Raw genomic sequence first — 16,597 nt, 5'->3', positions numbered from 1 at the left:
GCGGTCAGACCGTTACGTCGAGCTTCTCGATCCCACGGAAGAAAGGCAGGGCGCGCCAGACGACCTCCTGTTCCGGCAGGGTCATGTCGGGGAATCGTTCGAACAGTCGCTGATAGACGCGGCGGGCCTCGATGCGGGCAAGCGGCGCACCGATGCAGATGTGCGGGCCGCCGCCGAAGGCGATGTGGCTCGGGCGCTTCTTCGTGATGTCGAAAGCCTCGGGCGCGTCGAACGTGCCGGGGTCGCGATTGGCGGCGGCGAGGGAGCAGAAGACGACCTGGTGCGCCTTCATCGGACAGCCGGCGACATCGCGGTCATGGCCGAGGATGCGTGACGTGACTGAGACGGGCGCTTCGTAGCGCAGCACTTCTTCCACTGCCTGCGCGCCCAGGGCCGGATCGGCTTTCAGCGCGGCGAGCTGGTCCGGATGGGTCAGGAACAGCCAGACGCCATTGCCGATGAGGTCGGTCGTGGTGAGATTGCCGCCGACCAGCAGCGCGCCGAGATTGATGCCGAGTTCGTCGTCGGAGAGGGGCGCGTCGCCCGAGGCCTGCAGCTGGACCATGTCTGAGATGAGATCATCCTGCGGCGCGGCACGGCGGGCTTCCATCAGTTCCCGGAAGTAATTGTCGAGCTGGATGCCGCTGGCTTCCATGCGGGCGGATTCTTCCGGTGTGCGCACGGGATTGAGGCTGAGGATCACGTCTTCCGACCATTCGCGGAATTCCGGCAGGCGCTCTTCATCCACGCCAAGGATGCGGGCGATGACGGTGACGGGGATCGGCACCGCGATTTCGGCCATCAGGTCGAACGTGCCGCTGGCGGGGGCGGCGTCGATGGTGTCGTCGGTGATGGCTTCGATCTCTGCCTTCATCCTGTTGATGCGGGCGTAGAAGGCCTTGGCGAGCGGCGGGCGGACACGGGAATGGTCCGGCTCGTCGAGGAAGAGGATGCTGGTGCGGCTCGGATCTTCGCGGTCGTCGGCGAACTGGCGGCTGAGCGAGCCTTCCTCGGCCTTCAGCGGGTGGCGCACATAGGTGCGGTCGTTCACCGTTTCGCGGATGTCGCCATAGCGGGTGAGGAACCAGACCTTTGCCATCTCGTCGCGCATGACGGGGCAGTTGTCGCGGATCGCTTTCAGCTTCGGGTGCGGATTGGTGCGCGCGTCGGGCACGAAGGCCGAGACCTCGATGATGGACTGCGGGACGGCGGGCGTATCGCCCTGATCGTCGGCCATGGTGTTCCTCCCGATATTATTTTCGGTAAGGATAGCACGGGATGGCGGTGCTTGCGCGGGTGTCGCCGCGTCAGGCGAGGGAGCGGGGAATGCAGCTGGCGGTCGCCTGCGCCAGAAGAGTGCCGTCCTCGAGGCTGAGGGTGCCTTGGGTGAAGATGGCGGCGCGGCCCTTGCGGAGCACCTCGCCGCGGCCGATGAGGCGGGTGCCAACCGGGACAGGGCGGATGAAGCTGACGGTCATCTGCAGCGTGGGCGCCATGGCGGGACCGTCCTGAACGATGGAGCCGGCGACGCTCATGATTTCGTCGAGGGCGGCGGTGATGAAGCCGCCCTGGGCATTGCCGGCGGGGTTCTTCGCTTCGTCCGGCAGGGTGAAGGCCGCCTCGGCCCAGCCGGCATCGACGTCGAAGGCGATGAGGTCAAAGCCTACAAAATCCGTGGCCGGAGGACGTGTGCCGTCGCCCAGCACGCCTTCCCAGTACGCGCGCTTGTCGAAGCTCATCAGCCGAGTTTCTTGAACAGCATGGGGATGGCGGTGGCGGTCGCCTTGGCGACCATGGCGCCATCGGGGTCGAAGCATTCGGCTTCCATGAAGGCGGCGGACTTGCCGAGCCGCAGGATGCGGGCCTCGACAAAGGCCTTGCCGGGCATCAGGCGCTTCAGGAAGCTGGTTTTCATTTCAAGCGTCGGTGCCGTCATCGTGACATTGGAGGCGATGATGACGCAGGTGCTCATCGCTTCGTCCAGCATGGCGGAGATGAAGCCGCCCTGCACCGCACCGGTCGGATTGGCGAAGGCGGGGGAAACGTCGAATTCCATCCGTATGCGCTGCTTTTCCTGCTCGACTTCGACAAGGCGCATGCCGAGCGTGTCGGAACAGGGCGGGCGTTTCTTCGAGCCCTGGAAACGGGCCAGCATGTCAGCATCGCTGAGGCGGGGCTTTTCAGTCTCTGACAAGTGCCCGGCCTATTTGCGGCGGAAGGAGTCGAGATTGACGACTGTGCCGGCATCGACCGCCGGGGCCGCAGCAGCACCGCTTTCGGTCTTGAGTTCGATGGCCGGGGCGATGACTGCCGCGTCCTTGTCAGGCGCTTCGAAGGTCAGGCCGAAATTGACCGACGGATCGACGAAGCGCGTGATTGCCGCATAGGGCACGAACAGGTGCTGGGGCACGCCCGAGAATTTCAGGATGATTTCGAAATGGCCGTCATGCACTTCCAGATCCCAGAACTGGTGCTGGACAACGATGGTCATGTCGACGGGGAAGCGCTCGACCAGGTAATCGGCCATCCGCACGCCCGGCGCCTTGGTGCGGTAGGTGATGTAGAAATGATGGTCGCCCGGAAGGCCGCCATTGGTTTTCGCCCGCTTCAGCGCCTCGCGTACGACGCCGCGCATGGCAGCCTGGGTCAGCGCTTCATAACCGATGTAGTCTGTCATGGCGGTCGGCCGTCCCCGATGTTCTTATTCTCAGAAGGCCGCACACTATTCCTCCGGCCCGTTGACGGCAACGGGCTTCGCACAATGCGCGAGGAAAAAGATGCACCTCGCGCAGTCGCCCGCTGCGGGAAGGGAACTCAACCTGATGTGCAGCGCCTATTGCGGTGCGAGAATGGACGTCCGTCGCATTCCAGTCGTTTCCGGGCGGGTTGCTGGCGGGGAAGGATTCGTCGCTTTCCTCGTCCACCTTGTCCCACTCCTCGGGCGGGTCTTCCATGTTTTCTGGCCCCGCCGGGCGTATGTGCCGGTGGTCCGGCGTCTCTTTGGGATCTTCGGGTTTTTTCTTCTCGGTCATGAGGGTGGTCTCCTTGGAGCGCGGCCAGAATCAACGCGTGAGCGGCGGGCAGGTTGCGCACGGGGATTGCGGAGGACTGCCCTATGGCCAAGGTCCGGCGCGGCGCTTAGGCTCTGCAGTCAAAGGGAGGAACCAGCCATGCAGATGCCGGAAAAGGGCCGCGACTGGGCCGATGTGCGCGCCGAGATGATAACCCGCGGGGGCGGCGACGCCAAATGGCGGGACGGGCGCACGGCGGTCTATGTCTTCAATGCCGGGCATGACATCGAAGAGGTGCAGCAGGAAGCCTACACACTCTACATGGCGGAGAACGGCCTCGGGCCGCTCGCCTTTCCGAGCCTGGCGCAGATGGAGAAGGAAGTCATCGCCATGGGCCTCGGCCTGTTGCATGGCCCGGAAGGCTCGACCGGGGCGATGACGTCCGGCGGCACCGATTCGATCACCATGGCGATGAAGACGGCGCGGGATTATGCGCGCAGCCGGGGCAAGCCGCGCGAGGGGCAGAATGTCGTGCTGCCGCAATCGGCGCACCTTGCCTTCGACAAGGCCGCGCACCTCATGGACATCGAGGTGCGGCGCGTGCCGTTGAAGACCGACGGCAGCTATGAGGCCGGCCCGGCGGCGATGGGCGAAGCGGTGGATGCGGCGACGGTGATGATGGTCGGCTCGGCACCGAATTTTCCGCATGGCATCATCGACCCGATCGCGGAGCTGGGCGAGGTCGCCGCGAAGAAGGATGTCTGGCTGCATGTCGACGCCTGCGTCGGAGGCTACTTCGCGCCGTTTGCGCGGATGAACGGCGTGCCGGTCCCGGCGTTCGATTTCGAGGTGCCGGCTGTCCACTCGATGAGTGCGGACCTGCACAAGTACGGCTATTGCGCCAAGGGCGCTTCGACTGTGCTGTTCCGCTCGGAGGAGCTGTATGCCCATATGCCGTTCGACCTTGCTGGCTGGAGCGGGGCGCCGATGAAGACGCCGACGCTGGCGGGCACGCGGCCGGGCGGGGCGATCTCCGCCGCCTGGGGCGTGATGAACACGCTGGGCGTCGAAGGGTATCGCCGGTTGCAGGGACAGGTCTGCGCGACACGCGAGAAGATCAGCGAAGGCGTCGAGCGGCTCGGCTTCGAAATCGTCGGCAGTCCGATGCTGGGCCTGATGGCCTTTTACCATCCGCAAGCCCATGCCTTCGCGGTGTATGGCGAGATCTACCGGCGCGGCTGGTTCACTTCGGTGACGAAGGAACCGCCGAGCCTGCACCTGATGCTGAGCCCGAAGCATGCCGAAGTGGCCGACGCCTATCTCGCCGATCTCGAGGCGAGCCTTGCCGCGGTGAAGTCCGGTCAGGACGGACCGAAGGTCGAAGCGCGCTACAGCTGAGCCTCAGCCATCGTCGGCGCCGATGTCTTTCCGCAAATGCGGGGGCAGTTTCGTTTTCAGGGAACGGGCCGCTCGGGCGCGGTCGCGTTGCGGGTCGGGCTTAGTCTTTGAGGGCCGGGCAAGACGCCGGCGAAGGGCAGCCATCAGCGGCCGCCAGGAAAATCCAGTCATATGAACCTGTTGCGATGAAAGTGGAGAAGCGGGCGGTGATCATGACGCGTCTCCTTTCATGGCTGGGCTCACCGGATGGTCCGGGCCGTGCGGCTGGCTATAGGCGCGGGCCGCGAATGTGTCGAGCGATTTACTTGAAGCGCCTCGCGAGGTGTGGTGCGGTGCCGGATCAACCAGACTCGTGGGGACGACACATGATTGCAAGACTGATCGCATCGGGCGCGCTGGCAGGTGCCCTCCTGCTGAGCGGCTGTGGCAAGAAGGCCGGCGAGATCGAGGGCGTCAGCGGCAAGGATATCAGCGCCAAATCCTCGGTCGACGATCTCAGCGAAGCCTATGTCAACGAGTTCGACCGGATCGCGACGGCGCTGGAGTCGATCCATGACGAGGCGAGCGCCAAGGCCGCCGCAAAGGACATCAAGAAATCCGCCGACGGGCTGGAGGCGATGACGGAAGTGCTCGACGGCAAGCAGAACGACCTGATTGCGATGCAGGCATTTGCGCGCAAGCTGCCGGAACTTTCGGCCACGCAGCAGCGGATCTCAAAGGAGATGTCGCGGCTCTACTCTGAGAATCCCGAACTCGCCGAACTGGTCGGGGACGAGATCAACCGCCTCAGCAAATAGACAAGGTTCACGCGAAATTGTTTCCGGGTGTCGGATGAGGCCTTGACCCGGAGGCGCTGCTGGCGAACGATTGGGAGCGCTAACAATAATAACAGGGAGGACGCCATGACAGACCCGACCGGACCCGACCATTCAGGATCGCGCCGGCGATTCCTCCAGCTGACAGGCGCGGGCGTGGCGGCGTCACCCTGGCTGGCCGCCTGCGCGACGGCGGCGCCGTCCGCCATTCCTGCCCGCGCGATGGGCATGCCCTGGCCGGACTGGGGCACGCTGCCCGAAGAAGTGCCGCCCCCGCCGAAGCCGGGCAGTGTCGGCGTCGCGGTGGTGGGCCTCGGCGGCTATGCCATCGGCAAGGCGTTGCCGGCACTGGCGACGGCGGAGGGCACGCATGTCGCCGCGGTCGTTTCGGGCAATCCGGAAAAGGCGGCGAAGGTCGCGGCGGCCTACGGCGTGCCGGAAGATGCAGTCTATTCCTACGAGACGTTTGCGCAGATCGCCAACGATGACCGGGTCGAGGCTGTCTACATCGTTCTGCCGACAGGCCTGCATGCGGAGTGGACGGAGCTTGCCTTCGCGGCCGGCAAGCATGTGATCTGCGAGAAGCCGATGGCCCTGAATGCCGGTGAGTGCGCGCGGATGATTGCGGCGTCGGAAGCGGCGAACAGGAAACTGATGATCGCCTATCGCTGTCATTTCGAACCCTACAATCTGAAGGCGACGGAGCTGATGCGCGCGGGCGCCGTAGGCGCGATCCGCAGCATCGAGACGGCGAACAACTACTCCGCCAACAGGGCGCACAATCCGTCCAATGACTGGCGGCTGGTGAAGGCGCTGGCGGGCGGCGGGCCACTGGAAGATTACGGCCTCTACGGCCTGCAGGCGGCGCTCTACCTTTCCGGCGAGGTGCCGGTGAGCGTGCGCGGCTGGACGGAGCAGGTGCCGAACGATCCGCGCTTCACCGAGGTTTTCTCGACCGTGAAGGCGGAGATCACGTTCCCCTCCGGCGCGGTGACGAAGCTGGTCACGTCCTACAATGCGGACAATCTCAACATGGTGAAGGTGACCGGCAGTGACGGCATCCTCCTGATGGAGCCCGCGACCTACTATGATGGCAACGCCATGAAGCTGTTGAAGGGCGGGACCGAAGAGGTGCTGATGCCTGGCGATTCGAACCTCCAGTTCTCGCGTATGGTGCAGCACTTCGCCGAGGCGATCCGGACGGGCGCCGCCATAAAGACACCGGGCGAAATGGGCCTGCGCGACATCAGGCTGGTCGAGGCGATCCACCGGTCTGCCGCGATGGGCGAGGTGGTGGCGGTCTAGGTTTCCGCGCGGCGGGGGCTGGCCTTCCGGATCGCGCGGACTAGGTTCTCCGGCAGCGATACTGCCGGGGAGGCCGTCCATGATCATTCTGCACCATCTCGAAAAGTCCCAGTCCATCCGCATCCTGTGGCTGCTGGAGGAGCTGAACGTTCCGTATGAGGTGAAACTCTACGACCGCGATCCGAAGACACGGCTCGCCCCGGCGGAGTACAAGGCGATCTCGCCGCTCGGCACGGCGCCGGTGATCACTGATGGCGATGTGACGCTGGCCGAGACCAATGCGATCATCGATTATGTCTGCGACAAGCATGATGACGGGCGGCTGCGGCCTGCGCCGGGCACGCCGGACCGGGCGGACTATCTCTTCTGGTTCCACGCCTCGCAGGGCAGCTTCCAGCCACTGCTGACCAATTTCTTTGTCATGAAGGCGATGACGGCGCGCGCACCCTTCTTCCTGCGGCCGGCGGCGAAGGCGCTGGTAGGCGGGCTGGACAAGGCCTTTTTCGGCCCGCGCCTCGCCGCGCTGATGGGCGAGATCGAAAAGACGCTCGGCAAGCAGGCCTGGTTCGCGGGCGAGCGGATGACCGCGGCCGACATCGTGATGGGCTATTCGATGGAAGTTGCCGCGCACCGGGCAGGCATGGACGAAGCGCGCTTTCCGAACGCACACCGCTGGCTCGCGAAAATGCGCGAAGTGCCGTCCTACCAGCGCGCGCTGGAGAAGGACGGGAAGGGAACGATCCTGCTGTAAAAAGGAGAGAAGGTGGAGGCTTCTGTTGCCAGGCGCCTCCGGGCCCCGCCTAGGGGTCTGATACCCTAGGAGTTAAAAACGGAAAACATCCGACCGCTTACGCAGCCATCAGTTCGCCTTCAGCAAAATTGTCGTTTGCAACTATTTGCTATGGGCTTCTAACGGAGCCCAGCCGAGCGAAAGCCTCGTCTTTACACGTCCGTCGACACTGTTTCGGCCCCGTCAGAAACAGGCGAAGGCTTGCCTGAACCTGCTTGTGGTGGAGCCGCCGGGTACCGCCCCCGGGTCCGATCCGCTTATTACACGCGCGTTTATCGCCATAGTCCGAAGACAGGTCCAATATAGGGTGCTGCGGGAGTCGATGAAAGGGGCAATGGCGGTGGGATGGTTAACCACTGGTTACGCCGTCCGGTCCCCAATATTCCGAACATGCCCGCGAAGGCAGGTATCCATCTCCAGTCGGTTCGGTAGGTGCTGAGGAGATTTTGGGAGATGGACCCCTACCTTCGCAGGGGTCTGCGGCAGACAAAATCAGTAAAGCACGTCCGCTTCGCCGCGTTCGCCGAAGCCGTCGGCGATGAGGCTGGCGAGGGCGGTGACGGCTTCTGCGGCGTCGGGGCCGTTCGCGTGGAGTTCGACTTCACAGCCCTGCGCGGCGACCAGCATCAGGAGATCCATGATCGAGCGGGCGTCGGCTTCCTGGCCCTCATGGCTGACGAGGACTTTCGATTCATATTCGCTCGCCAGTTTGGACAGCTTGGCCGAGGCGCGCGCGTGCAGGCCCTTGCGGTTGACGATGGTGACGCTCTGTCGGGCTTCAGTCACGGCGTTCTGCTCGTCGGGAAGTTGAGATCAGGAGGATTTCGCGAGCAGTTCGGACGCGATGTTGATGTATTTGCGCCCGGCATCCGCCGCGACGCGCGCCGCTTCGCCGAGCGACATGTCGTGGCGCACTTCGGCAAGCTTGATGAGCATGGGCAGATTCACGCCGGAAATCACCTCGATATTGCCGGAACTCATGACCGACATGGCGAGATTGGAAGGCGTGCCGCCGAACATGTCGGTGAGGATGATGACGCCGCGGCCGGTGTCGCAGGCCTTGGCGGTGTCGCGGATCTGTTCGCGGCGGGCGTCGATGTCGTCCTCGGCCTCGATCGAGATGGATTTGAATCGCGGCTGCTCGCCCACGACGTGTTCGGTCGCGGCGACGAGTTCTTTCGACAGTTTGCCGTGGCTGACGACGACGATGCCGATCATGCGGGCCTTTCCGGTCCATGTGACGAATTTGTCATGCTGCCATGCACAAAAGGCCCGTCAACCCGGATTCAGCTGAAGCGGGTGCACCTTTGGTCGACCTAGTTGCCGGAAAGCCCCAGAACGTCGTCCATGCTGTAGAGGCCGGGCTGCTGGTTAAGGGCCCAGGCGGCCGCTTTCATGGCCCCTTCCGCGAAGAGGGAGCGATCGAGCGAGGTGTGGCTGAGGGTCACGATTTCCGTGTCGCTGCCGAAGGAGACCGAGTGCTCGCCGATCACGCCGCCCATGCGGCGCACGGAGAAGCCGATCTTGCCGGATTCCCTTGCAGCATCGCGCCCGTCATAGGGGCCTGCGCGCAGGTCTGACAGGGGTTTTCCCCGGCCTTCTGCGGCGGCTTCGCCGAGCATGAGGGCCGTGCCGGACGGGGCGTCGACCTTCTTGTTGTGATGGGTTTCGAGGATTTCGATGTCCCAGTCTTCGCCCAGGCTGGCGGCGGCGCGGCGGACGAGGGTTTCGAGCAGCTTGATGCCGAGGGCGAAGCTGCCGGATTTGACAATGACGAGGCCGGAGGCGGCGCGTTCGATGTCCTTTTCCTCGGCGTCGGTGAAGCCGGTGGTGCCGATGATGGCGGCGCGCACGCTGGTGTGCTTGAGGGCTTCGAGGGCGGCGAGGGTGGCCTCGGGCCGGGTGAAGTCCAGCCAGACATCGGCGCCGGAAGCTGCAGCGACCGCGTCAGATTGCGGCCGAACGCCAAGGTGCGGGATGCCGGCAAGGTCGCCGATATCGCTGCCGAGATGGGGCGAGCCGGCAAGCTCCGACCCGCCGGCCACGGTGAGGCCGCGCCGGTGGGCGACGGCGGCCAGCTGGCGACCCATGCGGCCGGCCACCCCGGCAATCGCGACTGAGAAAGAATCGGAACTCATGGCGCCCCTTATAGCGGCGTTTCGGGGCGGGGAAACCGGGCACTTATCCCATGAGGGCTGGTGCCTTGCCTTGGCGCTGCGAAGCTGAAACAGTCGCGCGGAATCGCCCGCCCGAACGCTCCGGTGAACGCTCCGGTAAATCCTACGCTGAGGCTACGGGAAGGCTCCGGTCACTGAATTCATAGGATAGAATTGATGAAAACTCGCGCCGCTGTCGCTTTTGAAGCCAAGAAACCGCTCGAAATCGTGGAGGTCGATCTCGAAGGCCCGAAGGAGGGCGAGGTGCTGGTCGAGATCATGGCAACGGGCATCTGCCATACCGACGCCTACACGCTGGACGGGTTGGACAGTGAGGGCATCTTCCCCTCGATCCTCGGCCACGAAGGCGCGGGCATTGTGCGCGAAGTGGGCAAGGGCGTCACATCGGTTAAGCCGGGCGACCATGTGATCCCGCTCTACACGCCGGAATGCCGCCAGTGCAAAAGCTGCCTCTCGGGCAAGACCAACCTCTGCACCGCGATCCGCGCGACGCAGGGCAAGGGCCTGATGCCGGATGGCACGAGCCGCTTTTCCTACAAGGGCCAGACGATCTTCCATTACATGGGCTGTTCGACCTTCTCGAACTTCACTGTGCTGCCGGAGATCGCCGTTGCGAAAATCCGCGAGGACGCGCCGTTCGACAAGGCGTGCTATGTCGGCTGTGGCGTCACCACGGGCGTCGGCGCGGTGGTCAACACGGCGAAGGTTCAGGTGGGCGACAATGTGGTCGTGTTCGGCCTTGGCGGCATCGGCCTCAACGTGATCCAGGGTGCGAAACTGGCGGGCGCGGACATGATCGTCGGCGTCGACATCAACGACTCCAAGGCCGAATGGGGCGAGAAGTTCGGCATGACGCATTTCGTCAATCCGAAGAAGACCAAGGATGTGGTGGCGCATATTGTCGAGCTGACGGGCGGCGGCGCGGATTATTCCTTCGACTGCACGGGCAATACCGACGTGATGCGCCAGGCGCTGGAATGCTGCCATCGCGGCTGGGGCACCTCGATCATCATCGGTGTGGCGGAAGCGGGCAAGGAAATCAGTACACGGCCCTTCCAGCTGGTGACGGGCCGCAACTGGCGCGGCACGGCCTTTGGCGGCGCCAAGGGCCGCACCGACGTGCCGAAGATCGTCGACTGGTACATGAACGGCAAGATCCAGATCGACCCGATGATCACCCACGTCATGCCGCTGGACAAGATCAACGACGCGTTCGACCTGATGCACGAGGGCAAGTCGATCCGGAGTGTGGTGGTTTTCTAACTGCGTTGGTTCTATGAAACACCCTTTGCTGCTTCTGGAAATTCAAAAAAAGTCGTTGGAGTTGGCGACGATTATATTTGCTCAAACCGCTCGGGCCGCCGATGCGGGTACAGCGCGTTTTCCAGATTTCAGTGTTGAACTTGAAAGCTACTACTTCAACGAGATGCACGCGAAAGCAGTAGAGCTTGCGGTAAATATGCGCAGAATGGATGATAGTGGATCGACATCGGGAGCATGGATCAGACTAATTGGAGAGGTCGGTGCGCAAGATCCAATTGGGAGTTTCTTGGCGCCAACCACTGATCCGATGACTATCAGAGACGTATGCAATAAAATTATCCATGCTGACGATACTCGCTACGATCAAGGTCGCATAGAGAACAGTGACGGTCATGGGAATTTGTTAAACCGTCAAACCTACTTGACCGGCGAAGTTACCCTAATTTCAACGGACCCTAAGAATGCCTGGAAGTGTCACATAGACCTACTTGCGTTTGCTAGAGCTTGTTTCACTTTAACAGACCGGTGGGTGAGTGGTGATTTTGAGCGGTCACCCTAAAGCCCAATAAACATCACAAGGAGGAACAGAAGATGTACAGCCACATGATGGTCGGTTCGAATGATATCGGGCGGTCCAAGACGTTTTATGATGCGATCTTCACGGCAATTGGCGGGCGGGAGGCGATCCTCGATCCGAAGGGGCGGCTGGTTTACCTGCACAAGGACGGCGTGTTCCTGGTGACGACGCCAATTGACGGCGAGGAAGCGACCTATGCCAATGGCGGCACGATCGGCTTTGCCATGGACTCGCCGGAGCAGGCCGATGCCTGGCACGCCGCGGGCGCGGCGGCTGGCGGCACGCCCATCGAAGACCCGCCGGGCTGGCGCGAAGGCGGCGACCAGCGGCTCTACCTCGCTTACCTGCGCGACCCAGACGGCAACAAGCTCTGCGCGCTCTGCCGCGGATAAGGAGATCCTTATGCGAACGATTCTTGTCTCCGGCGCGGTCATGGCGGCGCTGGCGCTGCCTGCCTGCGTCATGGTGAAGTCGGACGATGTGACGTGGCATTCCTCACCGGATGTGGAGCACTTCAAGGGCGTCGCCATCGAGGGCATGAATTTGCCCTTTTCGAAGGCAGTGCGCGTGGACGACACGATCTATCTGGCCGGTGAGCTGGGGATCGATGCGGCGACGAATGCCATCGTGCCGGGCGGCGTGGGGCCGGAGACGACGCAGATCTTCGCCAATATGGCGCGGACCCTGTCGCAGTTCGATGCAGACCTCGGCGACATCGTGAAGTGTACCGTCTTCCTGGATGACATGGCGCATTATGGCGAAATGAACGCCGCCTATGATGCCGCGCTGCCTGACCCGAAACCGGCACGGTCCACCGTGGCGGTGAAGGGCCTCGCTGTAGGCGCGGGCACCGAGATCGAGTGCATCGCGGTAAAACGCTGATGCGGCCGCCCGGCATGGAGGAGCCTGTCTCCCTCGAGCCGGTGAAATCCGAAGCGATCCGCTGGGTGATCGAGCGGGCGGTGGCGCAGGGCAACCCGGTGCAGGCGCTGGCGCCGTGGTCGAAGGCGCTAGTGGCGCACATGACGGAGGGGCTGGACGCGGGCCTCAAGGCGGAGGTGACGGCGCGCTGGCCGGGGCTTGAGTATTTCGAGGATACAGGCTCGCTGCACACCCAGCCGGATGAAGGCTGGATCGAGGACGGGTTTGCCGTGTCGTTCCCGCGGCCGTGGCCGCAGCGGCCGGCCTAGCGGCGGCGGTGCATCTGGGTCGGCAGGTTGTGAAGGTTCCAGGCCATCATGCCGCCGCCGACATTGCTGACATCGGTGAAGCCCGCGGCAGCGAGTTGGCTCGCGGCACGGGACGAACGGGCGCCTGAGCGACAGATGACCGCGACGGGCCGGCTCAGATCTTCCCTGGTCAGGCCATAGACCTGATCGACCAGGGTGGAGTCGCCCAGCGTGATCGTGTGGGCGCCCTTGGCAATGCCGGATTGCCATTCGTTCTCGGTGCGCACGTCGATCAGGATCAGCTCCTTCTTGCGCACGCGGTCATGGGCGGTCTGCGGGTCGATGGTCGCGACGCTGGACTTGCCGCCGCCGAAGAGCTTGCCGAGGAGGGACATGGAAAATGATCCTGTGCGTCTGAAGCGCAGGGCATCCGGCATTCTGCGGGCGGTGGCAAGATGCGGCGGGTGCGGCAGATGCAGCCGGCGGTTCAGGCAAGCGCGAGGCGGTAGTTCCGGCGGGTGAGGCGCGCGGGCAGGGTCAGCGTCTTCAGCGCATCGCCGCCGGTTTCGGACAGGAGCGCGTCCGCACGGGTGCGGGTGGCCGCGTCCATCTGCTGGTAGGCGTCGCGTGCGGCCTGCAGGCGGTAGAGCGGGAAGGCGCGGGCGGCGGCCTCGCCCGTGCGGCCCTCGATGGTAATGGGGATCATGCCGAAGCCGCGGGGCAGGTCGGCGCCGGGTGCGGCGCTGGCGAGCCATTGGGCGAAGAGAGCATTTGTGGCGAGGAGGGCCGGCAGCTGCTCGCGCATCTGGCGGCGGAGGATTGGGAGGAGCGTGTCGGGCACGGTGTCGTCGGCGGCGAGGGGCGATACATCCTTTGCGCCGGCATGGGTGGCGGCGGTCCACGCGGCGACGCGGGGGGCGGTGCGGCGCATCAGCTCGCCCGGATAGGGATCGCGCAGGAGGTGGGCATAGAGCGGGCCGATGAAGGCGAAGTCCGCAAGCGTCGGCCGCCCGCCGAGCAGGAAGGGGTGGGCTTCGAGGTGGGCGCTGAAGTCGGCGAGGAAGGCCTCGTAGGAAGCCTCGATGCCGGGGATGGTTTCGGGCGAGACGCCGAGCATGGGGGTCATGCCGCGGAACATCTGGCCCATGGCGCGGCCGATCTCCAGCTGTTCGGCCGGGCTCGCCTGCGGGGCGGAGATAGCGCCGAACTCGGCATAGGCCCACGTCTCGCAATAGGTCCAGCGATAGTGCATGGCGGGAATGAGGAGCCACTCGTCGGCATAGAGGTGCAGCAGCTCTCCGACGAAGCGCTGCAGCGGGCCTTCGGGCTGGACGCGCGGGGTGAGATGCTCGCGGGCTTCGACATGGGCGATGATGTCGGCGGTGTCCTGCACGATCTCGCCATCCGGCATGGCGGCGACGGGGATGACCGGCCAGCCGACCCTGGGCAGGATGACGGACTGGAAGACCTCACGCGTCGACAGGACTTCCTCGAAGGGCACGCCGCGCCAGCGCAGATAGGCCCGTGCCTTGCCGGTAAAATAGCTGACTTCGGCGCCGTAGAGCGTGTAGGGGGCCATCCTGCGTTTCCTCTTTTTATCACAGGACTTGTGCCGCAAGGGGGCGGAATGCGGCAAGCCCGGACGGTGGGGAAACCTGCGGCCTTGACGTGAGGGGCAGAAACGTGTTGCCCGTTCGGGCGAGCTTTCCCGCCGGCCGAAGGATCAGAGACTGCCCATGACCCAGCTTACGACCGTTTCTTCCTGGAAGTCCTTTGGCGGGAATTTGTCCGTCTACGATCATCAGTCTGCACTTCAGGGCTGTACGATGCGGTTTGGCGTCTACACGCCGCCGCAGGCCGAGACGGGACCGGTGCCGGTACTGTGGTATCTTTCGGGCCTTACCTGCAGCTGGGCGAATGTGATGGAGAAGTCCGGCCTGCAGCGCGCGGCCGCGCAGCATGGCGTCATGGTGATCGCGCCGGATACGAGCCCGCGGGGCGAGGGCGTTGCCGACGACGAGGCCTATGACCTCGGCCAGGGCGCGGGGTTTTACCTGACCGCCACACAGGCGCCCTGGGCGGCGCACTACAAGATGGACCAGTATATCACCGAGGAACTGCCGGCACTGGTGGCGAAGGAACTGCCGAAGGCAGACCTCGGCCGGCAGGGGATCTTCGGCCATTCCATGGGCGGGCACGGCGCGATCACGCTGCACCTGAAGAATCCCGACACGTACAAAACCTGTTCGGCGTTCAGCCCGATCACCAGCCCGGCGCGGGTGCCATGGGGCCAGAAGGCGTTTGAAGCCTATCTGGGCCCGGTCTCGGTGGCGTGGGAGCAGTATGATTCGACCGAACTCGTGAAGGAGCGCCAGAGCCGGGCGACGATCCTGGTGGATACCGGCACGGCCGATACCTTCCTTGAGCGGGAGCTGAAGCCGGAAATCTTCACCCGCGCCTGCGAGACGCATGGCCAGCGTCTCGACTACAGGATGCGCGAGGGTTACGGGCACGATTACTACTTCATCGCCACCTTCATGGACGACCATATCGCCCATCACGCGCTGGGCCTGATGGACTGACGGGGGACGGCATGTGGCCCGATTGACAGGGCGCAGCACCTCTGCGAATGGGTGCCATGTCGAAACTCACCACACCTGAAGCCGTCATCGACGCCCTCGAAAAGATCTATCACGAGGCCGTTGAGGCGCAGTCCGCCGCCCTTCACGATTTCCTGCACAAGGGAACCGCACCCGACCCGAAACTGCGCAAGTCGGGCGCCTTCTGCTATCCGCAGATCCGCATGGTCTATGACCCGGACGGCCCGCCGCCGCCGATTTCCCGCTCCTATGGCCGGGTGTCGGAACCGGGCACCTATGTCACCACGATCACGCGGCCGGACTTCTTCCGCCCCTACCTGCTGGAACAGCTGACGCCGCTGATGCGGGATTATGACCTGGACATCACGGTGGGCCGCTCGACCTCCGAAATCCCGTATGCCTATGTCTGGGAGCAGGGACAGGCCGCCGGCCTTGAGGAAATCTCCCCGGCCGAACTCGCCCGGCATTTCCCGAGCCCCGACCTTGCCGAGATCGGCGACGAAGTGGCGGACGGGGAACTCTACGAGCCCTATACGGAACATCCGCTGGCCCTGTTCGATGCACTGCGCACGGATTTCTCGCTGAAGCGCCTGCAGCATTATACCGGCACGCCGGTCGATCATTTCCAGCACTATGTTCTGTTTACGAACTATCATCGCTATGTGGATGCGTTCTGCGACTGGGCGCTGGAGCAGCTGGGCAATGGCGCGCACTACACGTCTCTCTCCGTGCCGGGCGGGCTGGAAATCAGCGAGCCGACCGAGACGTCGCGGGCCGAAATCGATGCCTCGCCCTGGCGGCGGTTCCAGATGCCGGCCTATCACCTGCGCGCGGGCGACAATGCCGGCATCACGCTGGTGAATATCGGCGTCGGCCCGTCGAATGCGAAGACGATCACCGACCACCTCGCCGTGCTGCGCCCGCAATGCTGGCTGATGGTGGGCCATTGCGGGGGCCTGCGCCACAGCCAGGCGATCGGCGATTATGTGCTGGCCCATGCGTACCTGCGTGAGGACCATGTGCTCGATTCCGTGCTACCGCCGGAAATCCCGATCCCGGCGCTCGCGGAAATCCAGATCGCGCTGCAGGAGGCGGCCGCGCATGTGACCGGCGAGAGCGGCAAGACGCTGAAAAAGCGTCTGCGCACCGGCACGGTGGTGACGACGGACGACCGCAACTGGGAGCTGCGCTTCAGCGCGTCGGCGCTGCGGTTCAACAAGTCACGCGCCATCGCCATCGACATGGAAAGCGCGACGATTGCGGCGAACGGCTATCGCCTGCGCGTGCCGTATGGCGTCTTGCTGTGCGTGTCGGACAAGCCACTGCATGGCGAGATCAAGCTGCCGGGCGCAGCCAACCGCTTCTATGAGCGGGCGATCGGCGAGCATATCCGCATCGGCATCGACACGCTGCAACGCCTCGCCGCCGACAAGGGCACCAAGCTGCACAGCCGCAAGCTGCGCAGCTTCGACGAGCCGCCGTTCCGGTAAGC

Annotated in this window: 21 protein-coding genes and 1 other RNA gene; 11 read left to right on the top strand and 11 right to left on the bottom strand. The window is 64.2% G+C overall.

All coding sequences use genetic code 11. From position 1 onward, the window contains the following. Positions 1–4: 4 nt before the first annotated feature. From R3C13_RS11310 to R3C13_RS11290, 5 genes are all read right to left on the bottom strand, one after another. Positions 5–1,237 carry a cytochrome P450 gene (locus R3C13_RS11310; RefSeq protein ID WP_371310930.1) on the bottom strand — a complete coding sequence of 411 codons (1,233 nt, stop codon included), beginning with the start codon at positions 1,235–1,237 and terminating at the stop codon, positions 5–7. A gap of 70 nt (positions 1,238–1,307) precedes the next feature. After that, the gene (locus R3C13_RS11305) at positions 1,308–1,739 is read right to left on the bottom strand and encodes a PaaI family thioesterase (protein ID WP_371310929.1); all 432 of its coding nucleotides are present in this window, start codon (positions 1,737–1,739) and stop codon (positions 1,308–1,310) included. Continuing rightward, a complete protein-coding gene (locus R3C13_RS11300) occupies positions 1,739–2,194 on the bottom strand; it encodes a PaaI family thioesterase (RefSeq protein ID WP_371310928.1) in 456 nt (151 codons plus the stop codon). The genes R3C13_RS11305 and R3C13_RS11300 overlap by 1 nt, the downstream gene beginning before the upstream one ends. Positions 2,195–2,203: 9 nt before the next feature. Continuing rightward, positions 2,204–2,677 carry an SspB family protein gene (locus R3C13_RS11295; RefSeq protein ID WP_371310927.1) on the bottom strand — a complete coding sequence of 158 codons (474 nt, stop codon included), beginning with the start codon at positions 2,675–2,677 and terminating at the stop codon, positions 2,204–2,206. Further along, entirely contained in the window at positions 2,655–3,032 is a 378-nt protein-coding gene (locus R3C13_RS11290) for a hypothetical protein (protein WP_371311039.1), read from the bottom strand. Before R3C13_RS11290 ends, R3C13_RS11295 begins: the two co-directional genes overlap by 23 nt. Before the next feature lie 138 nt (positions 3,033–3,170). Here R3C13_RS11290 and R3C13_RS11285 point away from each other — a divergent pair, with 138 nt between their 5' ends. The 4 genes from R3C13_RS11285 to R3C13_RS11270 all read left to right on the top strand — a co-directional run bounded on the left by R3C13_RS11285 (position 3,171) and on the right by R3C13_RS11270 (position 7,280). Continuing rightward, positions 3,171–4,409 carry an aspartate aminotransferase family protein gene (locus R3C13_RS11285; RefSeq protein ID WP_371310926.1) on the top strand — a complete coding sequence of 413 codons (1,239 nt, stop codon included), beginning with the start codon at positions 3,171–3,173 and terminating at the stop codon, positions 4,407–4,409. Between the two features lie 365 nt (positions 4,410–4,774). After that, a complete protein-coding gene (locus R3C13_RS11280) occupies positions 4,775–5,206 on the top strand; it encodes a hypothetical protein (RefSeq protein ID WP_371310925.1) in 432 nt (143 codons plus the stop codon). 105 nt (positions 5,207–5,311) lie between these two features. Next, the gene (locus R3C13_RS11275; protein WP_371310924.1) at positions 5,312–6,529 is read left to right on the top strand and encodes a Gfo/Idh/MocA family protein; all 1,218 of its coding nucleotides are present in this window, start codon (positions 5,312–5,314) and stop codon (positions 6,527–6,529) included. Positions 6,530–6,608: 79 nt separating this feature from the next. Next, a complete protein-coding gene (locus R3C13_RS11270) occupies positions 6,609–7,280 on the top strand; it encodes a glutathione S-transferase family protein (RefSeq protein ID WP_371310923.1) in 672 nt (223 codons plus the stop codon). A gap of 11 nt (positions 7,281–7,291) precedes the next feature. Here the strand turns inward: R3C13_RS11270 and ssrA are convergent. The 4 genes from ssrA to dapB form a co-directional block, all read right to left on the bottom strand. Further along, positions 7,292–7,651: a transfer-messenger RNA gene (ssrA, locus tag R3C13_RS11265) on the bottom strand. A gap of 160 nt (positions 7,652–7,811) precedes the next feature. Further along, complete coding sequence (locus R3C13_RS11260; protein ID WP_371310922.1) at positions 7,812–8,105, bottom strand: HPr family phosphocarrier protein; 294 nt, start codon at positions 8,103–8,105, stop codon at positions 7,812–7,814. Positions 8,106–8,132: 27 nt separating this feature from the next. Next, complete coding sequence (locus R3C13_RS11255) at positions 8,133–8,537, bottom strand: PTS sugar transporter subunit IIA (RefSeq protein ID WP_371310921.1); 405 nt, start codon at positions 8,535–8,537, stop codon at positions 8,133–8,135. 98 nt (positions 8,538–8,635) lie between these two features. Next, complete coding sequence (gene dapB / locus R3C13_RS11250) at positions 8,636–9,457, bottom strand: 4-hydroxy-tetrahydrodipicolinate reductase (protein ID WP_371310920.1); 822 nt, start codon at positions 9,455–9,457, stop codon at positions 8,636–8,638. A 195-nt stretch (positions 9,458–9,652) separates the two neighbouring features. On the opposite strand from dapB, the gene R3C13_RS11245 reads away from it, so the two are divergent. From R3C13_RS11245 to R3C13_RS11225, 5 genes are read left to right on the top strand one after another with little or no spacing between them, the layout of a single operon-like run. Next, positions 9,653–10,759: an S-(hydroxymethyl)glutathione dehydrogenase/class III alcohol dehydrogenase gene (locus R3C13_RS11245; protein WP_371310919.1), complete on the top strand. Its 1,107-nt coding sequence runs from the start codon at positions 9,653–9,655 to the stop codon at positions 10,757–10,759. A 25-nt stretch (positions 10,760–10,784) separates the two neighbouring features. After that, positions 10,785–11,318, top strand: a complete 534-nt coding sequence (locus R3C13_RS11240; protein ID WP_371310918.1) for a hypothetical protein — start codon at positions 10,785–10,787, stop codon at positions 11,316–11,318. A gap of 32 nt (positions 11,319–11,350) precedes the next feature. Next, positions 11,351–11,728, top strand: a complete 378-nt coding sequence (locus R3C13_RS11235; protein WP_371310917.1) for a VOC family protein — start codon at positions 11,351–11,353, stop codon at positions 11,726–11,728. A gap of 10 nt (positions 11,729–11,738) precedes the next feature. Then, positions 11,739–12,218 (top strand): RidA family protein, encoded by a 480-nt coding sequence (locus R3C13_RS11230; protein ID WP_371310916.1) that lies wholly within the window; start codon positions 11,739–11,741, stop codon positions 12,216–12,218. A 14-nt stretch (positions 12,219–12,232) separates the two neighbouring features. Continuing rightward, the gene (locus R3C13_RS11225) at positions 12,233–12,526 is read left to right on the top strand and encodes a hypothetical protein (protein ID WP_371310915.1); all 294 of its coding nucleotides are present in this window, start codon (positions 12,233–12,235) and stop codon (positions 12,524–12,526) included. On the opposite strand, the gene R3C13_RS11220 is transcribed toward R3C13_RS11225, so the two are convergent. Together R3C13_RS11220 and R3C13_RS11215 are read right to left on the bottom strand one after the other, a co-directional pair. Continuing rightward, entirely contained in the window at positions 12,523–12,900 is a 378-nt protein-coding gene (locus tag R3C13_RS11220; RefSeq protein WP_371310914.1) for a rhodanese-like domain-containing protein, read from the bottom strand. The two genes, R3C13_RS11225 and R3C13_RS11220, sit on opposite strands and share 4 nt — an antisense overlap. A 92-nt stretch (positions 12,901–12,992) precedes the next feature. Beyond that, on the bottom strand, positions 12,993–14,084 hold the full coding sequence (locus R3C13_RS11215; protein WP_371310913.1) for a glutathione S-transferase family protein: 1,092 nt from the start codon (positions 14,082–14,084) through the stop codon (positions 12,993–12,995). A 157-nt stretch (positions 14,085–14,241) separates the two neighbouring features. Between R3C13_RS11215 and fghA the strand changes: the two genes are divergently transcribed. Together fghA and R3C13_RS11205 are read left to right on the top strand one after the other, a co-directional pair. After that, positions 14,242–15,087 (top strand): S-formylglutathione hydrolase, encoded by an 846-nt coding sequence (gene fghA / locus R3C13_RS11210; RefSeq protein ID WP_371310912.1) that lies wholly within the window; start codon positions 14,242–14,244, stop codon positions 15,085–15,087. 56 nt (positions 15,088–15,143) lie between these two features. Beyond that, positions 15,144–16,595: an AMP nucleosidase gene (locus R3C13_RS11205; protein ID WP_371310911.1), complete on the top strand. Its 1,452-nt coding sequence runs from the start codon at positions 15,144–15,146 to the stop codon at positions 16,593–16,595. Positions 16,596–16,597: the final 2 nt, after the last annotated feature.

It is taken from the genome of Hyphomonas sp. (assembly GCF_041398385.1).
Lineage (GTDB): Bacteria > Pseudomonadota > Alphaproteobacteria > Caulobacterales > Hyphomonadaceae > Hyphomonas.
This window is presented reverse-complemented; position numbering and strand designations above follow the sequence as displayed.

Bases quoted from the DNA above. Each gene is read 5' to 3' on its own strand.
- R3C13_RS11305 (WP_371310929.1), bottom strand. From the start codon at position 1,739: ATGAGCTTCGACAAGCGCGCGTACTGGGAAGGCGTGCTGGGCGACGGC.
- R3C13_RS11280 (WP_371310925.1), top strand. From the start codon at position 4,775: ATGATTGCAAGACTGATCGCATCGGGCGCGCTGGCAGGTGCCCTCCTG.
- R3C13_RS11220 (WP_371310914.1), bottom strand. From the start codon at position 12,900: ATGTCCCTCCTCGGCAAGCTCTTCGGCGGCGGCAAGTCCAGCGTCGCG.
- R3C13_RS11295 (WP_371310927.1), bottom strand. From the start codon at position 2,677: ATGACAGACTACATCGGTTATGAAGCGCTGACCCAGGCTGCCATGCGC.
- fghA (WP_371310912.1), top strand. From the start codon at position 14,242: ATGACCCAGCTTACGACCGTTTCTTCCTGGAAGTCCTTTGGCGGGAAT.
- R3C13_RS11245 (WP_371310919.1), top strand. From the start codon at position 9,653: ATGAAAACTCGCGCCGCTGTCGCTTTTGAAGCCAAGAAACCGCTCGAA.
- R3C13_RS11225 (WP_371310915.1), top strand. From the start codon at position 12,233: ATGGAGGAGCCTGTCTCCCTCGAGCCGGTGAAATCCGAAGCGATCCGC.
- R3C13_RS11290 (WP_371311039.1), bottom strand. From the start codon at position 3,032: ATGACCGAGAAGAAAAAACCCGAAGATCCCAAAGAGACGCCGGACCAC.
- R3C13_RS11230 (WP_371310916.1), top strand. From the start codon at position 11,739: ATGCGAACGATTCTTGTCTCCGGCGCGGTCATGGCGGCGCTGGCGCTG.
- R3C13_RS11285 (WP_371310926.1), top strand. From the start codon at position 3,171: ATGCAGATGCCGGAAAAGGGCCGCGACTGGGCCGATGTGCGCGCCGAG.
- dapB (WP_371310920.1), bottom strand. From the start codon at position 9,457: ATGAGTTCCGATTCTTTCTCAGTCGCGATTGCCGGGGTGGCCGGCCGC.
- R3C13_RS11205 (WP_371310911.1), top strand. From the start codon at position 15,144: ATGTCGAAACTCACCACACCTGAAGCCGTCATCGACGCCCTCGAAAAG.
- R3C13_RS11270 (WP_371310923.1), top strand. From the start codon at position 6,609: ATGATCATTCTGCACCATCTCGAAAAGTCCCAGTCCATCCGCATCCTG.
- R3C13_RS11215 (WP_371310913.1), bottom strand. From the start codon at position 14,084: ATGGCCCCCTACACGCTCTACGGCGCCGAAGTCAGCTATTTTACCGGC.
- R3C13_RS11275 (WP_371310924.1), top strand. From the start codon at position 5,312: ATGACAGACCCGACCGGACCCGACCATTCAGGATCGCGCCGGCGATTC.
- R3C13_RS11255 (WP_371310921.1), bottom strand. From the start codon at position 8,537: ATGATCGGCATCGTCGTCGTCAGCCACGGCAAACTGTCGAAAGAACTC.
- R3C13_RS11235 (WP_371310917.1), top strand. From the start codon at position 11,351: ATGTACAGCCACATGATGGTCGGTTCGAATGATATCGGGCGGTCCAAG.
- R3C13_RS11310 (WP_371310930.1), bottom strand. From the start codon at position 1,237: ATGGCCGACGATCAGGGCGATACGCCCGCCGTCCCGCAGTCCATCATC.